The organism is Cohaesibacter haloalkalitolerans (assembly GCF_003574655.1).
In the GTDB taxonomy this organism is placed as follows: Bacteria; Pseudomonadota; Alphaproteobacteria; order Rhizobiales; family Cohaesibacteraceae; genus Cohaesibacter; species Cohaesibacter haloalkalitolerans.
The window spans coordinates 457,821-477,464 of the sequence record NZ_QNUM01000001.1; the positions used below are offsets into that span (position 1 = coordinate 457,821).

At 59.8% G+C, this 19,644-nt stretch carries 11 protein-coding genes; 1 reads left to right on the forward strand and 10 read right to left on the reverse strand.

Annotation, left to right across the window (positions count from 1 at the left end; genetic code table 11):
* Nucleotides 1-89: 89 nt before the first annotated feature.
* The 8 genes from DSL70_RS02105 to DSL70_RS02145 all read right to left on the reverse strand — a co-directional run bounded on the left by DSL70_RS02105 (nucleotide 90) and on the right by DSL70_RS02145 (nucleotide 16,075).
* Nucleotides 90-1,709 carry a heparinase II/III family protein gene (locus DSL70_RS02105; RefSeq protein WP_119306216.1) on the reverse strand — a complete coding sequence of 540 codons (1,620 nt, stop codon included), beginning with the start codon at nucleotides 1,707-1,709 and terminating at the stop codon, nucleotides 90-92.
* Nucleotides 1,710-2,052: 343 nt separating this feature from the next.
* Nucleotides 2,053-3,393, reverse strand: a complete 1,341-nt coding sequence (locus DSL70_RS02110; protein ID WP_119306217.1) for an RsmB/NOP family class I SAM-dependent RNA methyltransferase — start codon at nucleotides 3,391-3,393, stop codon at nucleotides 2,053-2,055.
* 217 nt (nucleotides 3,394-3,610) lie between these two features.
* Nucleotides 3,611-4,426, reverse strand: coding sequence for an exodeoxyribonuclease III (gene xth, locus DSL70_RS02115; RefSeq protein ID WP_119306589.1), 816 nt, complete (start codon nucleotides 4,424-4,426; stop codon nucleotides 3,611-3,613).
* 159 nt (nucleotides 4,427-4,585) lie between these two features.
* A complete protein-coding gene (locus DSL70_RS02120; RefSeq protein ID WP_119306218.1) occupies nucleotides 4,586-5,287 on the reverse strand; it encodes a LolA family protein in 702 nt (233 codons plus the stop codon).
* 187 nt (nucleotides 5,288-5,474) lie between these two features.
* The gene (locus DSL70_RS02125; protein ID WP_245418067.1) at nucleotides 5,475-8,309 is read right to left on the reverse strand and encodes an FtsK/SpoIIIE family DNA translocase; all 2,835 of its coding nucleotides are present in this window, start codon (nucleotides 8,307-8,309) and stop codon (nucleotides 5,475-5,477) included.
* 108 nt (nucleotides 8,310-8,417) lie between these two features.
* The gene (locus DSL70_RS02130; protein WP_119306219.1) at nucleotides 8,418-9,620 is read right to left on the reverse strand and encodes an aminotransferase class I/II-fold pyridoxal phosphate-dependent enzyme; all 1,203 of its coding nucleotides are present in this window, start codon (nucleotides 9,618-9,620) and stop codon (nucleotides 8,418-8,420) included.
* Nucleotides 9,621-10,125: 505 nt separating this feature from the next.
* Nucleotides 10,126-14,955 carry an NAD-glutamate dehydrogenase gene (locus tag DSL70_RS02140; protein ID WP_119306221.1) on the reverse strand — a complete coding sequence of 1,610 codons (4,830 nt, stop codon included), beginning with the start codon at nucleotides 14,953-14,955 and terminating at the stop codon, nucleotides 10,126-10,128.
* 214 nt (nucleotides 14,956-15,169) lie between these two features.
* Entirely contained in the window at nucleotides 15,170-16,075 is a 906-nt protein-coding gene (locus DSL70_RS02145; protein WP_119306222.1) for a LysR family transcriptional regulator, read from the reverse strand.
* A gap of 120 nt (nucleotides 16,076-16,195) precedes the next feature.
* Here DSL70_RS02145 and DSL70_RS02150 point away from each other — a divergent pair, with 120 nt between their 5' ends.
* On the forward strand, nucleotides 16,196-17,470 hold the full coding sequence (locus tag DSL70_RS02150) for an MFS transporter (RefSeq protein ID WP_119306223.1): 1,275 nt from the start codon (nucleotides 16,196-16,198) through the stop codon (nucleotides 17,468-17,470).
* Nucleotides 17,471-17,617: 147 nt separating this feature from the next.
* On the opposite strand, the gene leuB is transcribed toward DSL70_RS02150, so the two are convergent.
* Both leuB and leuD read right to left on the reverse strand, forming a co-directional pair.
* Nucleotides 17,618-18,724 carry a 3-isopropylmalate dehydrogenase gene (leuB, locus tag DSL70_RS02155; RefSeq protein ID WP_119306224.1) on the reverse strand — a complete coding sequence of 369 codons (1,107 nt, stop codon included), beginning with the start codon at nucleotides 18,722-18,724 and terminating at the stop codon, nucleotides 17,618-17,620.
* A 307-nt stretch (nucleotides 18,725-19,031) separates the two neighbouring features.
* A complete protein-coding gene (gene leuD / locus DSL70_RS02160; RefSeq protein WP_119306225.1) occupies nucleotides 19,032-19,637 on the reverse strand; it encodes a 3-isopropylmalate dehydratase small subunit in 606 nt (201 codons plus the stop codon).
* Nucleotides 19,638-19,644 lie beyond the last annotated feature (7 nt).

Here is a 19,644-nt window from a genome sequence, read left to right on the forward strand (position 1 = left end):
ACCCATTTAGCACAAATCGGCAACAATGTGTTGCTACTTTGGCATCAATTGGTCTGAGCTCGTTTTGAGCGACGGCTCCGTGTCGGGGGCTAGCGGGTCGCCTTGGTGACCCGTTCGAAGAACCAGTTGACGGTCGGCACATGGCTGGCGTGGCCATAGATGACCAGCTGGCTGGTCTTGCGGATGCCGTGAATGTCGGAAAGATAGACGCTTTCCTCTATGTAAGGATCCACTTCCTGGGAAATGAACTTCCAGATCTCGCCATTGTTGAGACCCAGATAGACACAATCCCGGTCATCGGAGAATTCCAGCTCGACGGATGGATGCAGGTGGAAGCGGATGGCGAAGCTGTCCTTGGCGCGGGTGATGCCCTTGCCGATGGCTTCCATCTCGTCGCGCCCGTCGAGACGGCGGCCGTCGATGGCCAGCCATATCTGGCGGTTGTGGCGGATGCCGAATTCGGGACCATAGGCGTCATGGCTGGCGCGGATGGTTTCCTGTCCGCGATCCAGAAAGCGCTCATAGCGGGTTCTGGTTTCCGGACAGATCAGCGGGCGTCCTTCCAGATCGAAGCGCTTGGGTGCGATCTTACAGGTGGAATGATCCTGAATGACCAGCGTTGAATGGGCCGCCGTGCTGCGGGCAAGCTCGCGCCAGCCTTCATGCTGGGGGGCGGGTGTGCCGCAATTGACCACCATAGGCGCGGTTCCGGAACTCATTTCGAATGACAGGGTTCCTGCGTGGGCGGTGGCCGACTGTTCCGGTGGCGGGGTGTCGCCGGTGTCCATGATCAGCACCGACTGGCCCGCTTCCATGCGCTGGTAGCCCGAGAAGGAAGCATCGGAGACCGGCGCGCCACGGGTGTCGTCATAGGCCAGGATGGTGGCAAGGGAATCGGCGGGCGTTGCGCCGGTGCCGTTGAAATGGGCGAAGCTGCCATTGGGGTGGCGGAAGAAGCGCAGCATCGGCATCATGCGCTCGATGGCCAGATTCATTCCTTCCGGTGGCACCATGTCGCGGGACAGGAAGGTCTGGCGCAGGGGCAGCAGTTCCAGCAGGATGGAAATGATGGCCAGCGGATTGCGCGAGACGTGGCCGCCGTCGGGCAGGATCTGGTCATTGAGTTCCTTGACCAGCCGCCGCGACACCGAGCGGGCAAGTCGCTCCTTGCCGGCAAAGCAGAGCCAACCGGCCAGTTCGGCGATGATCAGTTGCAGCCGGTCCATGTTGTCGGGCATGCCCGAATAGGAGGCACGCAGGAAGCGGACCTGCAGATAAAGCGCCCGCAGGAAGGCCCGGTAAAAATCGTGATCGGCATCCTGAAGGATCAGCGGTGAATTGTTGAGCCAGGCCAGAACGCGGCTTGAGACAACCGGTATGGACCAGGCTTCCTGATCGAGCTTGCCGGAATTCCTGATCCAGTCTTCCACCAGCGTGCGGGCGTTGGAGCGGGTCATCGACGCATTGGAGGCGCGCAAGTGGCGCAGCCAGCGAAAGCCGTGCAGCTCACGGGCCCACTCGCGGCTCGGAGCCGGGTGCAGAAAAGGTGAACGGGTACCGCAGTTTTCCACCTGACCGGCAAAGATGAACAGGCCAGCGTAGATGTCTTCGGCGACTGTCGGGTCGGAGGTTCTCAGATCCTGCGGCGCGATCAGCAGGCGGTCGGGACAGCGCGGGACATAGCGCGTGTTGCAGGCTGGCCGTCTCACAGGGAGGCGCTTGCACTGGCGTAGCAGCGCCGCCAGGGAGATTCGCAATTTTTGCCAGTTTTGAGACACGCAATAGTCGTCCGTCTTCTGTCAGTCTTCGACGCCTTGCCGTGCCGAGGACCCATATCTGTCTGGATTGATCCCGCGCCGCGCCGCCAGAAAGGCAGGACGGCTGCGCTTCATCCGCTTCAGGAAAAAATCGAGTGTGCTTGCATCCGGCAATGGCGAATCATCGAATGGAAGCGCTTTCCGGTCATCGATTGGTTACGATTTTATCAAGCTATGGTTAACAAGGTCTATCCGAGACCCTCTGGCCATTGCTTTTTGCAAGAAAGGGTGGGGCTCAGGAGGGGGCGTAGTTGCGTAGCCGGATGGCAAAGAAGCCATCCATGCCACCAGCCTCTGGCCAGAAATCCGGCCGGGTTCTGAGACTGCCATCCGGTTCGATGAACGGGGCGAGCTGAGGCATTGCCTCGGCGGTCAGCGGGTCTATGCCGAAATCGGGATTGTTCATCAGGAAATCGGCGATAAGGCCCGGTCCCTCTTCGGGCTGAAGCGAGCAGGTGCAGAAGACCAGGGTACCGCCGGGTGCCAGCAGTTCTGCCACATGGTCGAGCATTTTCGCCTGCAGCTTCGAAAAATGTTCAATGTCTTCAGGCGAGCGCTGATGGATCAGTTCGGGATGACGCCGCACGGTGCCGGTTGCCGAACAGGGGGCGTCGAGCAGAATGAATGGCCATTTCTCATCGAAACTCTTCTTGAGCACGTCGCCCTTGACCAGCTCGGCCTTGAGACCGACCCGTTGCAAATTTTCCTCGATGCGGGCAAGGCGCTTGGCAGAAATGTCGAGGGCGGTCACGTCGGCGCCGAGGGCGGCCAGCTGCATGGTCTTGCCACCGGGTGCGGCGCAGAGATCCAGCACCTTGCGGCCTGCGACATCACCGAACATCTGGACGGGCAGCGTCGCGGCTGCGTCCTGCACCCACCATGCGCCTTCGGCGTAGCCTTCCAGAAGGTCAACCCGCTCATGGCTGGCAAGGCGAAGGCTGCCGGTCGGCATCTTTTCGGCGCCAAGGCGCTCCGCCCAGATATCAGCGGAGGCCGGATCCTTGAGACTGAGATCAAGGGGGATCTGCTGTCTGGCATATTGCACCATCATGGCGGCGGTTGCGTCCGTGCCGTAGGCGTTGGTCAGGGCCTTGTACATCCATTCGGGCAGATTGGCCTTGGCTGGATCGATGGAGGCGAGCTCGTCCGGGCCTTCCTTGCTCACGCGTCGCAACACGGCGTTGGTCAGGCCCTTGAAGCCTGCATATTTGCGCCAAGTGCGATAGTGCGACACGGCACAGTCGACCACTGCGTGGGGTGGCGTGTTCAGGAACAGCAGTTCGGCAGTGCCGATGCGCAGGATATTGCGCAAGGGGCCGGACTTCTTGGGAATGCCGCGATCCATGAAGCGGGCCAGCAGCGTGTCGATTTCGCCCAGATGCTGCAACACGGTGGTGGCAATCCGTTTGGCAAAGGCCCGATCGTTGCCGGTCAGCTTGCGCAAGGGGCCTTCGGCCAGCTCATGGGCATAGGCATCGTCCAGCAAGGCCTTTTCGCTCAATACGGCGTGGATGAGGCGCAGGGCGCCTGCACGTGCGGCCATTCCGCTTTTGCCGGAGGATTCGGATTTTTCCATTTTTCGAGGCCTTACGATGCATCTGGAGGCTTTGGGCCGCACGTTTCGGGCACGTCACGGTCCGGCAGAAGGGCTGCCTGACAACGAAGCAGCACCCACGCAAAGGATTGCCTTGCGTGGGTGGCTATACATCATATCACCGGAACGGATGCAAGGAAAAGGTTGGCAAACCGGTCCGTTGGGCGCCTTGAGCCCCTTGGAAAGCCCCAATAGAGGGTCAGTCCTGTGGCACGAGATCGAGTTTGGCGATCACTGGTGCATGGTCTGACGGCTTCTCCCAGCCTCGGGCGTCGCGGAAGACCTCGATGGCGCTGACCTTGTCGGCGGCTGCATCGGTTGCCCAGATATGATCCAGGCGGCGACCCTTGTCGGCAGCCGACCAGTCGCGGGAGCGGTAGCTCCACCAGCTGTAGAGCTGATGGTCGACGGGGATGTGATTGCGCACCACGTCCTGCCAGGGACCGGCTGCCTGCACCGCATTGAGGGCATCGACCTCGACCGGGGTGTGGCTGACGACCTTCAGGAGCTGCTTGTGGTTCCAGACGTCATTCTCATGCGGAGCGATGTTGAGGTCGCCGACCAGAATGGAAGCGTTGGACGTCTCAACACCGTTCAGCCAGCCCTTCATTTCCTCAAGGAAGTCGAGCTTGTGCTGGAACTTGTCGTTGAGGACAGGATCCGGGATGTCGCCCCCCGCCGGGACGTAGAAATTGTGAATGCGCAGCGGGCCCTGATCGGTGTCGATGGTGACTTCGATATGGCGCGCGTCGCCCTTGTCACAGAACCCATGCATGTCGATACCGGCAAAGGGAATGCGCGAGAGGATGGCCACGCCATGATAGCCCTTCTGGCCGTTGATGGCGAAGTGCTTGTATCCCAGTTTCTTCAGGGCAGCCGTCGGGAACTGGTCATTGTGGACCTTGATTTCCTGAAGGCAGAGGATGTCCGGTGCCCGATCGGCATTGAATTGCGCGACATGATGCAGTCTGGGGCGGATGGAATTGATGTTCCAGGTGGCAAGAGTGATGGTCACGGGCGGCGCCTTGTTGATGGAAGGGTTCAGGAATCGATCCGCAGATGGGGAATCGTCATTGTCTTCATATATAGCAGGCGTTTGGCACAAAAAAAGCACCGCATGACATTTCGCGGTGCTTTGATCTCTCGTGTTATATGAAGCCGGGTGAAAAGCGGATCACTTCTGGCCGGGTGACAGGTCATACTTGATCTTGAAGACTGACGGCTTGATGGGCTTGCCCACCTCGACGTTGAAGACGGTGACCGTGGTGTCATTGCCGTTGGCGTCGCGGATGGTCCACTGGCGCAGCAGCGAATCTTCCCGGTCGAAAATCAGCGTCAGGATGCCATCGCCGAACAGGCTTTCCTGCTCCACGACCACCGAGACGATGTCATCGGCGATGCTGGCCTGCCGGACGCGCGGGTCGTGGGCCAGATCGAGCTTTTCGGACAGCAGAACGCGCAAGGGCGTCTTGCTCAGCGGATAGATATCCTGCGTTTTGAGCTTGCGGTCCTCAATGGACAGGGTCTGGCCATCGGAAATGATGTCGGTGTAGGAGGGCTTGGAATAGTAGAAGCGGATCTTGCCGGGGCGCTGGATGAAGAAATAGCCCTGCAGCGTGTCACCGTTCGGCGCCGTCTGGATGAACTCGCCATTCATGGTCGGGGTGGTGTTGAAAGCCTTGGATATTTTCTCCAACGCCGCCGTGGAATCGTTCGTCATGTCGGCGCGGGCGGTGTTGGCAAGGGTGAGGCTGAACAGCACCAGAAGGCTGGCAAACAGCAGCGTGACCGGCTGGAACAGACCCGCTGATGCGGTCCTGGTGCGCGCAGGCTTGTTGAGGGTCAGGCTGTTTGACTGTCGGTAATCCATGATCATGCCTTCGTTTTCTCGCTTCCCTTGCGTCGCGCAGCGGCGGGCTTCGCGACGCTCATCTTAAAATTCCGGTTCCGTCTGTAACCAGATAGCAAGGCAATGCGGCAGAATCACGAAACAATTCTGGTCATTCCTTGATTGTTGCCAAACCTGCCTGCGTCCGGCTCACCCACGTCAGGCCTTGTCCGGCCTACATGGGGGCCCCTTCTTCCGGCACCAGAACCTCGCGCTTGCCGGCATGGTTGGCCGGGCTGATCACACCATCCTTTTCCATCTGCTCGATCAGGGTGGCAGCCCGGTTGTAGCCGATGGAGAGGCGGCGCTGGATGTAGCTGGTCGAGGCCTTGCGGTCGCGGATGACGATGTCGACGGCCTTGTCATAGAGGGTTTCTGCATCGCTGGCGCTGCCGCCGCCTGCTCCGCCACCGCCGCCATAGCTGTCAGGCCCTTCGCCGTCGGTATCTTCTGTGACCGCTTCGAGATAATCCGGTGTACCTTGCAGCTTGAGATGGGCGACGATTTCCTCGACCTCCTCATCGGCAACAAAGGCACCATGGACGCGCTGGATGCGGCCGCCACCGGCCATGTAGAGCATGTCGCCCATGCCCAGCAACTGCTCGGCACCCATTTCGCCCAGAATGGTGCGGCTGTCGATCTTGGAGGTGACCTGGAAGGACATGCGGGTCGGGAAGTTGGCCTTGATGGTGCCGGTGATGACGTCGACCGACGGGCGCTGGGTCGCCATGATGAGGTGGATGCCGGCGGCACGGGCCATCTGGGCGAGGCGCTGGATGGCGCCCTCGATGTCCTTGCCTGCCACCATCATCAGATCGGCCATTTCGTCGACGACAATGACGATATATGGCATCGGCTCCAGATCCAGCGTCTCCTGTTCGTAAATCGGATCGCCGGTTTCCGGATCAAAGCCGGTCTGGATGGTGCGGGTGACTTCCTCGCCCTTGATCATCGAATCGCGGACGCGCTTGTTGAAGCCGTCGATGTTGCGCACGCCCATCTTGGACATGCTCTTGTAGCGTTGTTCCATTTCGCGCACCGCCCATTTGAGGGCTACGACGGCCTTGGACGGATCGGTCACGACCGGGGTCAGCAGATGCGGGATGCCGTCATAGATGGAAAGCTCCAGCATCTTGGGGTCGATCATGATCAGGCGGCATTCATCCGGACGGTGCCGATAGAGCAGCGACAGGATGGTGGTGTTGATCGAAACAGATTTGCCCGAGCCGGTGGTACCGGCCACGAGCACGTGGGGCATGCGGGCCAGATCGACGACGACCGGATCGCCTGCGATATTCTTGCCAAGGCAGATGGGCAGCTTGGCCTTGGATTTCTCGAAATCCTTCGACGCCAGCATTTCGCGCAGATAGACGGTCTCGCGCCGCGCATTGGGCAGCTCGATGCCGATGGCGTTGCGGCCCGGCACTACGGCCACGCGGGCGGAGATGGCACTCATGGAGCGGGCGATGTCGTCGGCAAGGCCGATGACGCGCGAGGATTTGATCCCCGGTGCCGGTTCCAGTTCATAGAGCGTGACGACAGGGCCGGGGCGGACCTTGATGATTTCGCCACGGATGCCGAAGTCAGACAGAACGCCTTCCAGCAGGCGGGCGTTGTGCTCGAGCTGGTCGGCGGTCAGGCCTGCGTTCGGGCCGAGACTTTCCGGTTCGGAGAGAATCTCGAGGGACGGGAACTGGTATTCATCCTTGCGGGTGAACAGGTTGCCCTGACCGGAGCGGACCATGCGCTTGCCCTTGCCACGGCCAGCGGCGCCAGCCGGGCGGGCCTTGGCGTCTTCATTGGTCGCGGCCCGGTTGCCATACTGGCTGGATGGCCGGTCGACTTCCGGTGGGGCGATACCGACCGGAACGGACTGTGGAGCGCCATCGTCGTCCCAATCGTCGTCCCCGTTGTCGCCATTGTCATAGCCGTCATCATGGCCTTGCTGCGATGGCGGGGCAAAATCCTGCGGTCCATTGTAGCCCATGTCGAGGGCGGGGCCGGGTCTTTGCTGCGGATAGCCGGTGGTGGCCGAACGATCAAGGCGCGGCTCCATGCGATCGCTCAGATCACTGAGGCCGTCGTCTTCATCGGCCAGCAGACGGGCGAGGAAGGATGGCTTCCTGGCCTTTTCCTGCAGCTTGATGCTGCGTTCATGCGCCTTGCGGGCCTTGCTGGCCTGACGCGACAGGCGCCAGTGGCTGAGGGCACCGAGGGGCACGGACAGCAGGGAACCGCGCTTGCGGCCAGACCCCTTGGTCCGGTCGAGCGTGCCGTCATTGTCGTGATCATAGTCGAAGGCGTCTTCGTCGTCGTCTTCTTCTTCCCACTCTTCCTCCTCATACTCGGGTTCGGCATAGCCACGGGCCTCATCCTCGGCGGGACGGGCGGGCTTGCGGCGGAAGGAGAGGTCACGGAAGCCAAGATCGACGGATGCCAGCAGGATCACGAAGCCGAACAGGCCCGTGCCTGCACCAACAATGATCGCGCCCAGACCTTGCATGAAGTTGGCGTCGAAGCGATTGATGACGGACAGGAAGGCGTCGCCCACCATGCCGCCGAGGCTGAGCGGCAGTGGCCAGCTGGACGGCGCGGGAATGCTGGAGCAGGCGATGGCCAGCATGCACAGACCGGCAAACCAGGCCATCAGCCGGTTGCGGCTGGCGCGGGCCGGGCGCATCAGGACCAGTCGCCAGAACCAGACGGCAGGCGGAATGATCAGAAAGGCCGACGCCAGACCGAGGGCCTGAAAGCTCAGATCGGAAATGATCGCACCAGCCAGCCCGAACGCGTTGCGCGGGCTGACTTCGGTTGCGTTGGACAGGCTCGGGTCGGCGACATGCCATGTGACCAGACTTGTCGCCACGACACCGCAAAGCAACAGCCCGAGCAGCCCAAGGCCTGCATAGGCGTTGCGCCGCAAGGCATGCTTCAAGGCTCCATCACGATCTCGTCTTCCCATGGCTCCGCCTTTATAGGGTGCGGTTCGATACTCGTCGAATGTGGTCATGATCTGCTCAAGTCCAGTTTCATCTGCCGCATTTCAACCTTTGTACTGTTTTTCACTCACCCTTTTAAGACGCGCTCCGATCTGATGTTGCGGTGTCTTGTCGGCGGGTCAGCCGATAAGACAGGTGCGCAGCCTTGTGAGGGCTTCTTCTGTTTCTGCCAGATCGCCCACCAGAGCCAGACGCAGGAAGCCGTCTCCGGGATTGACCCCCGTGCGGTCCGCGCGTGCCAGATAGGAACCCGGAATGACCTTGACGCCCACCTCTTTCCAGAGCTTCTCGGTGACCGCGACATCATCGCCAAAGGCACTGACATCAAGCCACAGGAAGAATCCTGCAGGTGGGGTCTCGTATGGCAACTCTTTGCCCAAAATGCGGCGTGCCGCATCGAACTTTTCATTATAGAGACGCCGGTTTTCCTTCACATGCTCTTCATCGCGATAGGCAGCGGCGGCTGCCGCTTGTATCGCCATGGAGACCTGCGGGGCAACCAGATTGCGGTATTTTGTCCACTGGGTCATGAAGGCGCCGTCTCCGGCAGCAAAGCCGCAGCGCATGCCGGCAAGGTTGGAGCGCTTGGAAAGGGAATGGAAGGCCACAACGTTGGAGAAATCACCCTCGCAGGCCTGAAGAATGCCCGGAGGCGGGGTTTCCCTGTAGAGCTCGGAATAGCATTCGTCGGCAAGAATCATGAACTTGTGCTTGCGGGCCAGCGCGATCAGCTTCTTCCATGTGGCGATGTCGGCGATGTTGCCTTGCGGGTTGGCTGGCGACGCGTAGAAGAAGGCGATGGTGCGATCAAGCAGCTCTGTTTCCCCGGCCAGTTCGTCAAGGTCTGGCAGGAAGCCGGTCTCGGCTGTGCCATTGAGGAAAATCTGCTCGGCGTCAATGGCCGCGGCGGCGCCCTTGTAGGTGTGGTAGAACGGGTTGGGCAGCAATACGGCAGCGTTGCTGGTGTCCTTGCCAAAATGGGAGCGGGCCCAGTCGCGGGCGCCGACGCAGGCGTGGAACAGCCCTTCGCGGGTGCCGTTGAGCGGCAGGATATTCTTATCCCCGAGCGGCAGGCCGCCCAGATCATAGCGCCAGTTCAGCCAGTCTTCCACCGCCTTGCGGAACTCGTCGGTGCCGCGCATCTGCGGATAGGGGCGGAAATTGTGGGCGTTTTTCATGATGACTTCGGGGATGAAGTCTGGAAACGCATGGCGCGGCTCGCCAATGGTCATGTCGATTGGCCGGGCGTCTTTTTCATTCAGCGGTACAACACCGTTCAGCAGATCTGCCAGTTTCTGGAAAGGAGAACGTTCGTCTTGCATTGGGAATCAGGGCCTTTCAAAAGCCTTGGGTGTTGCGATAAATCAGCGGTCATTTTAGCTGGCTTTAGGTTAAGACAGCATTAACTTTTACAAGCGGTAAAGAATGCATAGGCATCCGGCTTGCCGTTGCTGAGCGCATCAGCGGCTGGCCCCGGGGCTTCGCGCCGATCTATCACAGTTTGGAGGCAACAGGTTCATGGGATTGCCCCGGGCGGACCCGGAGCGTAACTCTGGCGTTGACCAGAGGCTTGGCAAAAAGATGATCCAAAGTGACGCATGAGGCAAGGCTTCGGGTATTGATGAAACATCCGATGGTCATGACTTTGGGGAATGGCCAGTGCTGGGTCAGGGCAGTGTTTATATCGGGCAGCTGCCGGAGTGGGGACATTGGCAAAACAGCCTGATCGCGCAATGCCATCAGGCTGTTTCCTGGGTGTGGTCAGGCTTTCCCAATCTTGCTCAGTCTTGTTCGGGAGCCACGGTCTTCATGCTTCATCATGCTTCATCAAGCTTCATGGGCAAGGTCTGACAGCAGACCGGCGGCAACCGCGAACTTGGATACCGTCAGGTCATCGCTTTCGGTAATGGCGTTGACCGCCTTGACCGTGCGCTGGATGGCGGCGGATTCCTGTTCGAGCCAGATTTCCATGCCGCTCTTGCCTCCGGTGGCCAGACTGAGCACATAGGCGGTCATCTGGTTATGGGCGGCGGAGATGGAATCCCGGACGCGATCAAGAGCCAGCCCTTCATAATAGTCCGACACATCGAGATTCTCGGCGAGGGCGTCGATGCGGCCAATGTTGAACTGGCCTGCAACCGCAAAGTAGGCGGCGGCGACTTCGCTGAGAGAATGATGGGACCGTTCCGCGATCAGCACCATGTCCGGGATATCCGCAATCAGGAACAGCCGGGCGATTCTGGCGGCGAGATCGGCCGGGATGTCATGCTGTTCGAACTTGCGGGTTTCCTGGTCCACCAGTTTGCTCAGATAGGCGGGCAGATACTGGTCGAGGCTCTGCGACAGCTCGCCGATGCCTTTGCGATAGAGCGCAACGGTTTCTGCGATCGGGCAGGATGGGGCAATGTTGCGCATGAACCACTGGATCTTGCTCAACAGCAGCTTTTGCACTTCGCCATAGAGTTCCAGCTGGACGGCACCGGAGATCTTGGTGTCGAGCGCATCGATTGAGGCATTGAGCCCGGGCAGATCGAAGGAATCGCGCACGATCATGTAGGCGCGGGCTATATCTGCGGTCGAAGCACCGGTCTTGTCGGCAATGCGCGGCACCAGCGTCGCTCCACCGCGGTTGATCATCGAATTGGCGATGACCGTCGAGATGATTTCCCGGCGCAGGCGATGGTCCCTGATTTCCTCGGCATAGGTTTCGCGCATCTTCTCGGGGAAGTAGCGCATCAGTTCCAGCTCCAGATAGGGATCGTCGGGGAAGCTGCTGTGCAGCAGGCTGGAATAGAGGGTGTTCTTGGCATAGGCCAGAAGCAGGCCCACTTCGGCGCGGCTCAGTGGCTGGCCCTTCTTTCTGGCCTCCTTGAGGGCTTCATTGTCGGGCAGGAACTCGACCGCACGATCCAACTCGCCGGATTCCTCCAGCCGTTCCATCAGGCGGCGCTGATAGCCGAAGTCTTCCATGCCACGCAGTTCGGTGAGCGAGATCGACAGGGTCTGGAGATAGTTGTTGCGCAGGATCAGCTGCGAAACATTGTCTGTCATCTCGACAAGTAGCCGGTTGCGTCCCTCAAGATCGATCTTGTTCTGCCGAATGGCAGCGCCGAAGGCGATCTTGATGTTGACCTCCATGTCGGAGCTGTTGACGCCAGCGGAATTGTCGATGGCGTCGGAGTTGCAGCGGCCGCCGAGATGATGAAACTCGACGCGGGCCCGCTGGGTGACGCCCAGGTTCGCCCCTTCGCCGATGACCTTGACGTTGAGGTCCTTCGGTGTCACGCGGATGGCATCGTTGGCGCGGTCGCCCGCGTCGGCATTGGTCTCGGAGCTGGCGCGGATATAGGTGCCGATACCGCCGAACCAGAGCAGGTCGACCTCGGCCATCAGAATGGCTTTCATCAGTTCCTGCGGGGTGACCTTGGTCTTGGTGATGCCAAGGGCGGCGCGAGCTTCTTTCGACAGGGAAATGGCTTTTTCCGTGCGTGCATAGATGCCGCCACCCTTGGAAATCAGGCTCTCATCATAATCCCGCCAGGAGGAGCGACCCAGATCGAAGACCCGTTTGCGTTCCTTCCAGCTTTTGGCCGGATCCGGATCGGGATCGATGAAGATATCCCGGTGATCGAAGGCGGCGATCAGGCGGGTTTCCTTTGACAGCAGCATGCCGTTGCCGAAGACGTCGCCGGACATGTCGCCGACACCAACTGCGGTGAAGGGCTCGTTCTGGATGTCGCGATCCATTTCGCGGAAGTGCCGCTTGACCGCTTCCCAGGCACCACGGGCGGTGATGCCCATCTTCTTGTGGTCATAGCCGGCTGAACCGCCAGAGGCAAAGGCGTCGCCGAGCCAGAAATCATAGGATTCGGAAATGCCGTTGGCGATGTCCGAGAAGGACGCGGTGCCCTTGTCGGCGGCGACAACCAGATAGGGGTCGTCCTCGTCGTGGCGGATGACATCTTTCGGCGGCAGGATGGCCTGTCCTTCCAGATTGTCGGTGACGTCAAGAAGCGCCGAGACGAACAGCTTGTAGGATGCAATGCCCTCGGCCATATAGGCTTCCCGGCCACCTGTGGTCGGCAGGTGCTTGGGTACGAAACCACCCTTGGAGCCGACGGGCACGATGACCGCGTTCTTGACCTGCTGGGCCTTTACCAGCCCGAGCACTTCGGTGCGGAAATCCTGTGGTCGGTCTGACCATCTGAGGCCCCCGCGGGCAACCTTGCCAAAGCGCAGATGCAGGCCCTCGACCCGTGGGCTGTAGACGAAGATTTCGCGGAACGGCTTGGGCTCGGGCATGTCTTCCATGGCGCGCGGATCAAGCTTGATCGACAGGGTCGGCTTGAAGTCGCCATCGGCGGTGCGCTGGTAGAAGTTGGTGCGCAGAGCGGCCTGGATCACATTGTGGAATTTGCGCAGGATGCGGTCGTCATCAAGGTTGGAGACCTGTTCCAGTGCGGTGAGAATGCCATTCGACAGGCGATTGCATTCTTCTGTCCGCTTGGCCTGAGCCGGATCGAACCGGGCGTGGAACAGATGCACGATGAGGGCAGCCAGATCCGGATATGTGTTGAGGGTTTCCCACATGTAGTCCTGATCATAGGGAATGCCGATCTGGCGCAGATAGCGGGAAATGGTTCTCAGGATCGTGATGTCGCGCCATGGCAGGTCGGCGGCCATCGACAGCTTGTTGTAGCCATCATTCTCGGCCTCGCCGTTCCAGACGGCCAGGAAGCAGGCCTCCAGATCGTCGTGGACATCCTTGAAGGGGATCGGCTTGCCGCTGGCCCGTTCCAGATCCATGTCATGGAGCCAGTATTTGAGGTTGGAATCGAGTGGGGCAATCTCATAGGAGCGCTCGTCGATGACGCGGAAGCCCATGTTTTCGAGAATCGGGACCCGCTCGGACAGGGGAATGGGCATGCCCTGATGGAAGATCTTCAGGGTGACGCGGTGTTCCGCCTCACGTTCCTTGCGGTAGAACTGGATGGCGGTGTCGTTCGTGCCATCCATGCCTTCCATGATGGCGATGTCCTCCATGGCCGTTTCCGGCTTGAAGGTGTCGCGATAGGCATCGGAGAAGGCGACGCAGTAGCGGCTGATCAGCCGTGAGGCGGTCTTGATGGAATTTCTGGACCGGACCACCTGCGTCAGGTTGTCCACCCACGTGCGGACGATATTGTTGACCGCATCTTCGAGGATGGCGCGGGTCGGTTTCGGGGTCTGGCCTTCGGAGCGGCCGATGATGAAATGGACCCGGGCGAGGGGACCATCCGGGAACTCGGGATAGACCGCCGACAGGCGACCGTCATAGGCTTCCTTGAGGAATTGGCCTATCTGGATGCGTACCTCGGTGTCATAGCGATCTCGCGGCACGAAGACGAGGCAGGAGACGAAGCGGTCGAACTTGTCGACCCGCGAGAGGACTCGCACCTTGGGACGCTGGTGCAGACGCAGGATTTCCTGGGCGTGGTAGAGCAGGGTCTCGCTGTCGGTCTGGAACAGTTCGTCGCGGGGGTAGTTTTCCAGCGCGTTGAGCATCGCCTTGCCCGAGTGACCGGAGGGATCGACTGCGGCCATGTCGATGATGCCTTCGACCTTGCGTCTGAGGAACGGGATATTGAGTACGGAGCGGTTATAGGCGGTGTTGGTGAACAGACCGACGATGCGCAATTCGCCCGACAGCTTGCCTTCACCGTCATAGAGCTTGATGCCGATGTAATCCATGTAGGTGCGACGGTGCACCTTGGTCTTGACGTTGGCCTTGGTGATGAACAGCGGCTCGGGGCGCATCAGGAAGTCGCGGATTTCCGGCGTCATGGTTACCAGTTCTTTGCCGCGCCGGAGCACCCTCACCTCCGGATTGCGCAATACGCCGAGGCCTGCCCGTTTGGTGCGCACCAGATCGCCTTCCTCGGTGGTGCCATCGAAGGTATATTCACGCATACCCAGAAGGGTGAAGTTGTTGTCGACCAGCCAGCGCAGGAATTCGACCGTTTCGGTGATGTCACCTTCCGGCAGCGGCGGCGGGGTGATCTTCAGGATGGCGATGGTTTCTTCCAGCCGCAGCAGCATCGGTTTCCAGTCGCTGACGACGGAATCGACATCATCCAGAATGGCGTCCAGCGCCTTTTGCAGCTGCTTGCGCTTCTCACCGTTTGACAGGCGCGAGATGTGGACATGGATGAGACTTTCGCGCCGAAGCTGCGGATTGGTCTGGACGTCCTTGCGCTCCCTCAGGGCAACGGCCCGGTTTTCCGCATCCCGCTCGACATTCATGATCGGATGGAGCACCAGATGGATATCAAGCCCGGCCTGCTGCAACTCGCCCATGATGGAATCGACGAGAAACGGCTTGTTGATATTGTGCAGCTCGATGATGGAAATCTGATTGGTGAAGGCGTCCTTGCGATCCTTGTAGTTGGGCTCGAAAATGTCGATCCGGTGCTTGCCATCAAACGGCGCCTGGAATTTTGCCAGTGAATGGTGCGAGAGAAACGCCAGTTCTTCGGCGCTGTAGCGGGACAGGTCCTCTATGTCGCCCTGAATGAAGAACCTTTCCAGAAAGTCCGCTTCCAGTGCACTGCTTTTGGCCGCCAGAGCTCTTGCTTCCGACAAGAGCTTTTCATGCGCGCGTTTCAGATCCGTAACCATTTTTTCCTCCGGCGGCCTTGTTCGATGCAAGTCCTGCCTGATTGTTCTGTTTGATTTGAGCTCGCCTGCCGCCAATCCACCTCATGCGGCAAAGTCCTGAGGATGAAAGATACGCGATTTGCTTAAATGAGCGTCAAACAACATTGTGCAACTTTCGTATAATCTACTGATATGATTCGGATTTTATGGCACGAAGACGGCAGACCGGTGGCGATCAGCGGTTTTTGTCTTCCCTGTGGATGCTGCGTGCCAGAGCGATGAAGGCGGCAGCCGTCGGGGAGGGGTTGCCACGCAGGATTGCCGTGGCGATTGTTGCTTTCATCGGCAGCTTCTTGAGATGCTTGTAGCTGACGTTGTCGAGCGCCAGCTGGCGCATGCATTCCGGGACAAGCGAAATTCCCTGTTCGGCCGAGACCATGCTCATGATTGATGTGATCTGCGGGGCGGGCTGGCCAAGGATCGGTTCAAAGCCGGCGCGGCGACAGGCGGCGATGGCCGAATCATGCAGGCTGAGGCCTATGTGCCGGGGGGTGAGGACCAGCGGCTCGTCGCGCAGCTTGAGCAGGTCGATCTCGTCGCTGCCCGGTTCCGGATCGCGTGAGGTCGGAATGGCGGCGATCAGCGTTTCCGATGACAGCGGATAGGTGACGATGGTCTTGGGGTCGTCATGGTTGGGCCGCAGAATGGCGATGTCCAGTGTACCGTTGAGCAGGTCATCGCGTAGCTCCACCGAGTTGCCTTCCTCCAGTTTGAAGCTGACATCAGGGCGATCGCGCCGGAAGGTCCGGATCAGGCGGGAAACCGTGGGGTTGAGCAGCGAGGCGCCGGTGAAGCCGAGGTTGAGGGTGCCGGTTTCGCCGCGCGCTGCCCGGCGGGCGGCTTCGGCGGCTTCCCGGGCGACACCGGGCAGGACGATCACCCGTTCCATGAAGGCCTGTCCGGCTGATGTCAGTTCGGCCCCATGAGGCACACGATGGAACAGCTGCACCCCGATCTCCCGTTCGAGGTCGCGGATCTGCTGGCTGAGGGGAGGCTGGGCGATGCCGAGTTTTTCGGCGGCGCGGGTGAAGTTTCCCTCTTCGGCAACGGCCAGAAAATAGCGGATGTGACGCAGTTCCATGGTATATGAATTTCATATCAATAAAGACAGTTTCATATATTAGATAACTTGCGGCTTCTGCGCTATAGTGTTTTCTCCCACCTCACAGAAGAGCCTCAGAAAGAGTCCCAGGAAGAGTTAATGTCTACCACCTACCCCGATCCCGGAGAGATTGCTCCGGGGTTAGACGCCAACGCCGAGTCCTTCGGTCACCCCGCTTCACTCCAGCCGTCTCATGTCCAGTCCGGTACCGGCGAATTCCGTCGCATTTCCATCGCCTTCTTTCTGGCTGGTTTTGCGACCTTTGCACTGCTCTATTGTGTGCAGCCGCTGTTGCCGCTGTTTGCACAGTATTTCGACGTGCTGCCAGCCACCAGTTCGCTGCCGCTTTCCCTGACGCTCGGGTGTCTTGCCCTGTCGATCATGATCATGGGCGCGCTGTCCCAGCAACTGGGGCGCAAGGGGCTGATGCTCTGTTCGATGGTTTCCGCCGCCGCACTCAACCTGTTGGCCTCCATCGCGCCGGATTGGAATTCGCTGCTGATCGCGCGGGCGCTGGAAGGGGTGGCGCTCGGTGGCCTGCCCGCTGTGGCGATGGCCTATCTGGCCGAGGAGATAGATCCGAAACATCTGCCCAAGGCGATGGGCATCTATATTGCCGGAACCTCGGTTGGTGCCATGCTCGGGCGCGTGGGGATGGGGTCGCTGACGGAATTCATTTCCTGGCAGCAGGCCATGGAAGTTCTTGGCGTGCTGTGTCTGATGGCTGCTGGCGGTTTTGCTTTGCTGTTGCCGCCTTCGCGCAATTTCACCAAGACCAGCCATGCCGGTCTCGCTTTCCATCTGCAGACCTGGCTGGGGCATCTCAAGAACCCGGCGCTGCAGAAGGTCTACGGGCTTGGCTTTTGTCTGACCGGTGTCTTCTCCACGGTCTATAACTATCTGTCGTTTCGCCTGTTCGAGCCGCCCTATAGCATGAGCCCTTTCACGGTCAGTCTTATGTTTCTGCTGTTCCTGTTCGGAACGGTTGCCTCGTCCTATACCGGTGCGCTGACCCTGCGCTTTGGCGCCAAGCGGCTGCTGCTCGGCTCCTTCGGGCTGACCTTTGTCGGCGTGCTGATCACGCTGCCCGGTTCGCTGTTCCTGATCTGCGTCGGCATCGCCTTTACCACCGTTGGCTTCTTCATCGGCCATTCGGTAGCGAGTGGGCTGGTCGGGCTGTCGGCCAAAGGCAACAAGGGCCATGCCTCCTCGCTCTATCTGCTGTTCTACTACATGGGCGCGAGCCTCGTGGGCTATGTCGGTGGCTGGTTCTGGCATCTGGGCCACTGGCCAGGTCTTGCGGCTCTCACCTGTCTTCTGGCTCTGGCTGCCCTTATCATCTCGTCCCGGGTCCGGGTTTCCCGTCCGGCCTAGGCCGTAAAGGGGCCGGTGGCGCCTTTCAAGCGAGTGCTTGCTGTCGCAGTTGAGGCTTCTGTGCCTTGCCATATCGAAGAGTGCATTGAAAAAGCCGGATGGTTTCCCACCCGGCTTTTTGTCTGTTCACCGTAAAGGTGCGTTGGCTTATGCCAGAGCCTTCAGTTCGGCCAGAACGGCTGCGCCCATTTCGGATGTGGTGACAACGGTGTCGCCTTCCTTGGCGATGTCGCCGGTCCTCAGGCCCTTTTCCAGAACGGTTGCAATGGCCTTGTCGATCATGTCGGCTTCCTTGCCCATGTCGAAGCTGTAGCGCAGGGCCATGGAGAAGGAGGCGATCATGGCGATCGGGTTGGCAATGCCCTTGCCAGCGATGTCCGGTGCAGAGCCGTGAACCGGCTCATACATGGCCTTGCGCTGGCCGGTCTTCTCGTCCGGAGCGCCGAGCGAGGCGGATGGCAGCATGCCGAGGGAACCGGTCAGCATGGCAGCCACGTCGGACAGGATGTCGCCGAACAGGTTGTCGCAGAGGATGACGTCGAACTGCTTGGGACGACGGACCAGCTGCATGGCGCAGTTGTCGGCCAGAATGTGCTCAAGCGGGGTTTCCGGATATTCCTTGGCGCCGATGCGGGTGACGACTTCTTTCCAGAGCAGGCCGGATTTCATCACATTGTGCTTTTCGGCAGAGGCCACGCGGTTGGAGCGGGTCTTGGCAAGATCAAAGGCCACGCGGGTGATGCGTTCGATTTCGCTGGTGGTGTAGAGCTGGGTGTCGACAGCGCGTTTCTGGCCGTCTTCCAGCGTGACGATTTCCTTCGGCTCGCCGAAATAGACGCCACCGGTCAGCTCGCGCACGATCAGGATGTCGAGACCTTCAACCAGTTCCTTCTTCAGCGAAGAGCTGTCGGCCAGCGCCGGGTAGCAGAGGGCCGGGCGCAGGTTGGCAAACAGCCCCAGATCCTTGCGCAGACGCAGCAGTGCGGCTTCCGGGCGGGCTTCGTAAGGAACGTCAGCCCATTTCGGGCCACCCACGGCGCCGAAGATGACCGCGTCGGCAGCCAATGCCTTGGCCATGTCCTCTTCCGAGATGGCAACGCCATAGGCATCATAGGCGCAGCCGCCCACCAGACCATCATCGGTTTCAAAGCTCACGTCGAGATTGGCGTTCATCCAGTCGATGATCGCCTTCACTTCGTTCATGATTTCAGGGCCAATGCCGTCGCCGGGCAGGAGAAAGAGTTTGTGGGACATGATTTACTTCCGAGGTTGGATTTCGCTTCGAATTTGCCTGTTACGCGCAAGGATCGAAAAGATTGGATGCGTTCAGCATTCGATTAATACCGATCGGACGCGATTGCAAGGTCTAAGCCGCTCACAGCGGGGCTGCAACTGCTATCTGATACAAAAAAGCCAGACCTTGCGGACTGGCTTTGATGTCATGTGTCGGACGCTGTGGTCAAAACGTTTGAGGCTCAAAACGCCTGAGGGCTAGATCTCCTGTCGCCGCGAGACCGGAGCGAACGGGGCTATCCACGCGCATTCGGCCTTGCAAAATGCTCTAGACCCAGGGGCGTTCCTTGACCATCGCTGTTTCGAATTTGTCGACATTGGCGATCTTTTCCATGGTCAGACCGATGTCGTCGAGGCCTTCGAGCAGGCATTTCTTCTTGAACGGGTCGAGCTCGAAGCTCAGTTCGCCGCCATCCGGGCCCTTGATGACCTGATTTTCAAGATCGATGGTCAGAGTAGCGTTGGAGCCGCGGGAAGCATCGTCCATCAGCTTGGCGTGATCTTCTTCGCTGACAATGATCGGCAGGATGCCGTTCTTGAAGCTGTTGTTGTAGAAGATGTCGGCAAAGCTCGTGGAGATGACGCATTTGATGCCGAAGTCCTTCAGCGCCCACGGGGCATGCTCACGGGAAGAGCCGCAGCCGAAGTTGTCGCCAGCCACGATGATTTCCGCCTTGCGGTAGGCGTCCTGATTGAGAACGAAGTCCTTGTTCTCGGTGCCATCCTCGTTGTAGCGCATTTCGTAGAACAGATCGACGCCAAGGCCCGAGCGCTTGATGGTCTTCAGGAACTGCTTCGGGATGATCATGTCCGTGTCGATGTTGATCAACGGCATGGGTGCCGCAACAGCGGTCAAGGTGGTGAATTTTTCCATTGTCTGG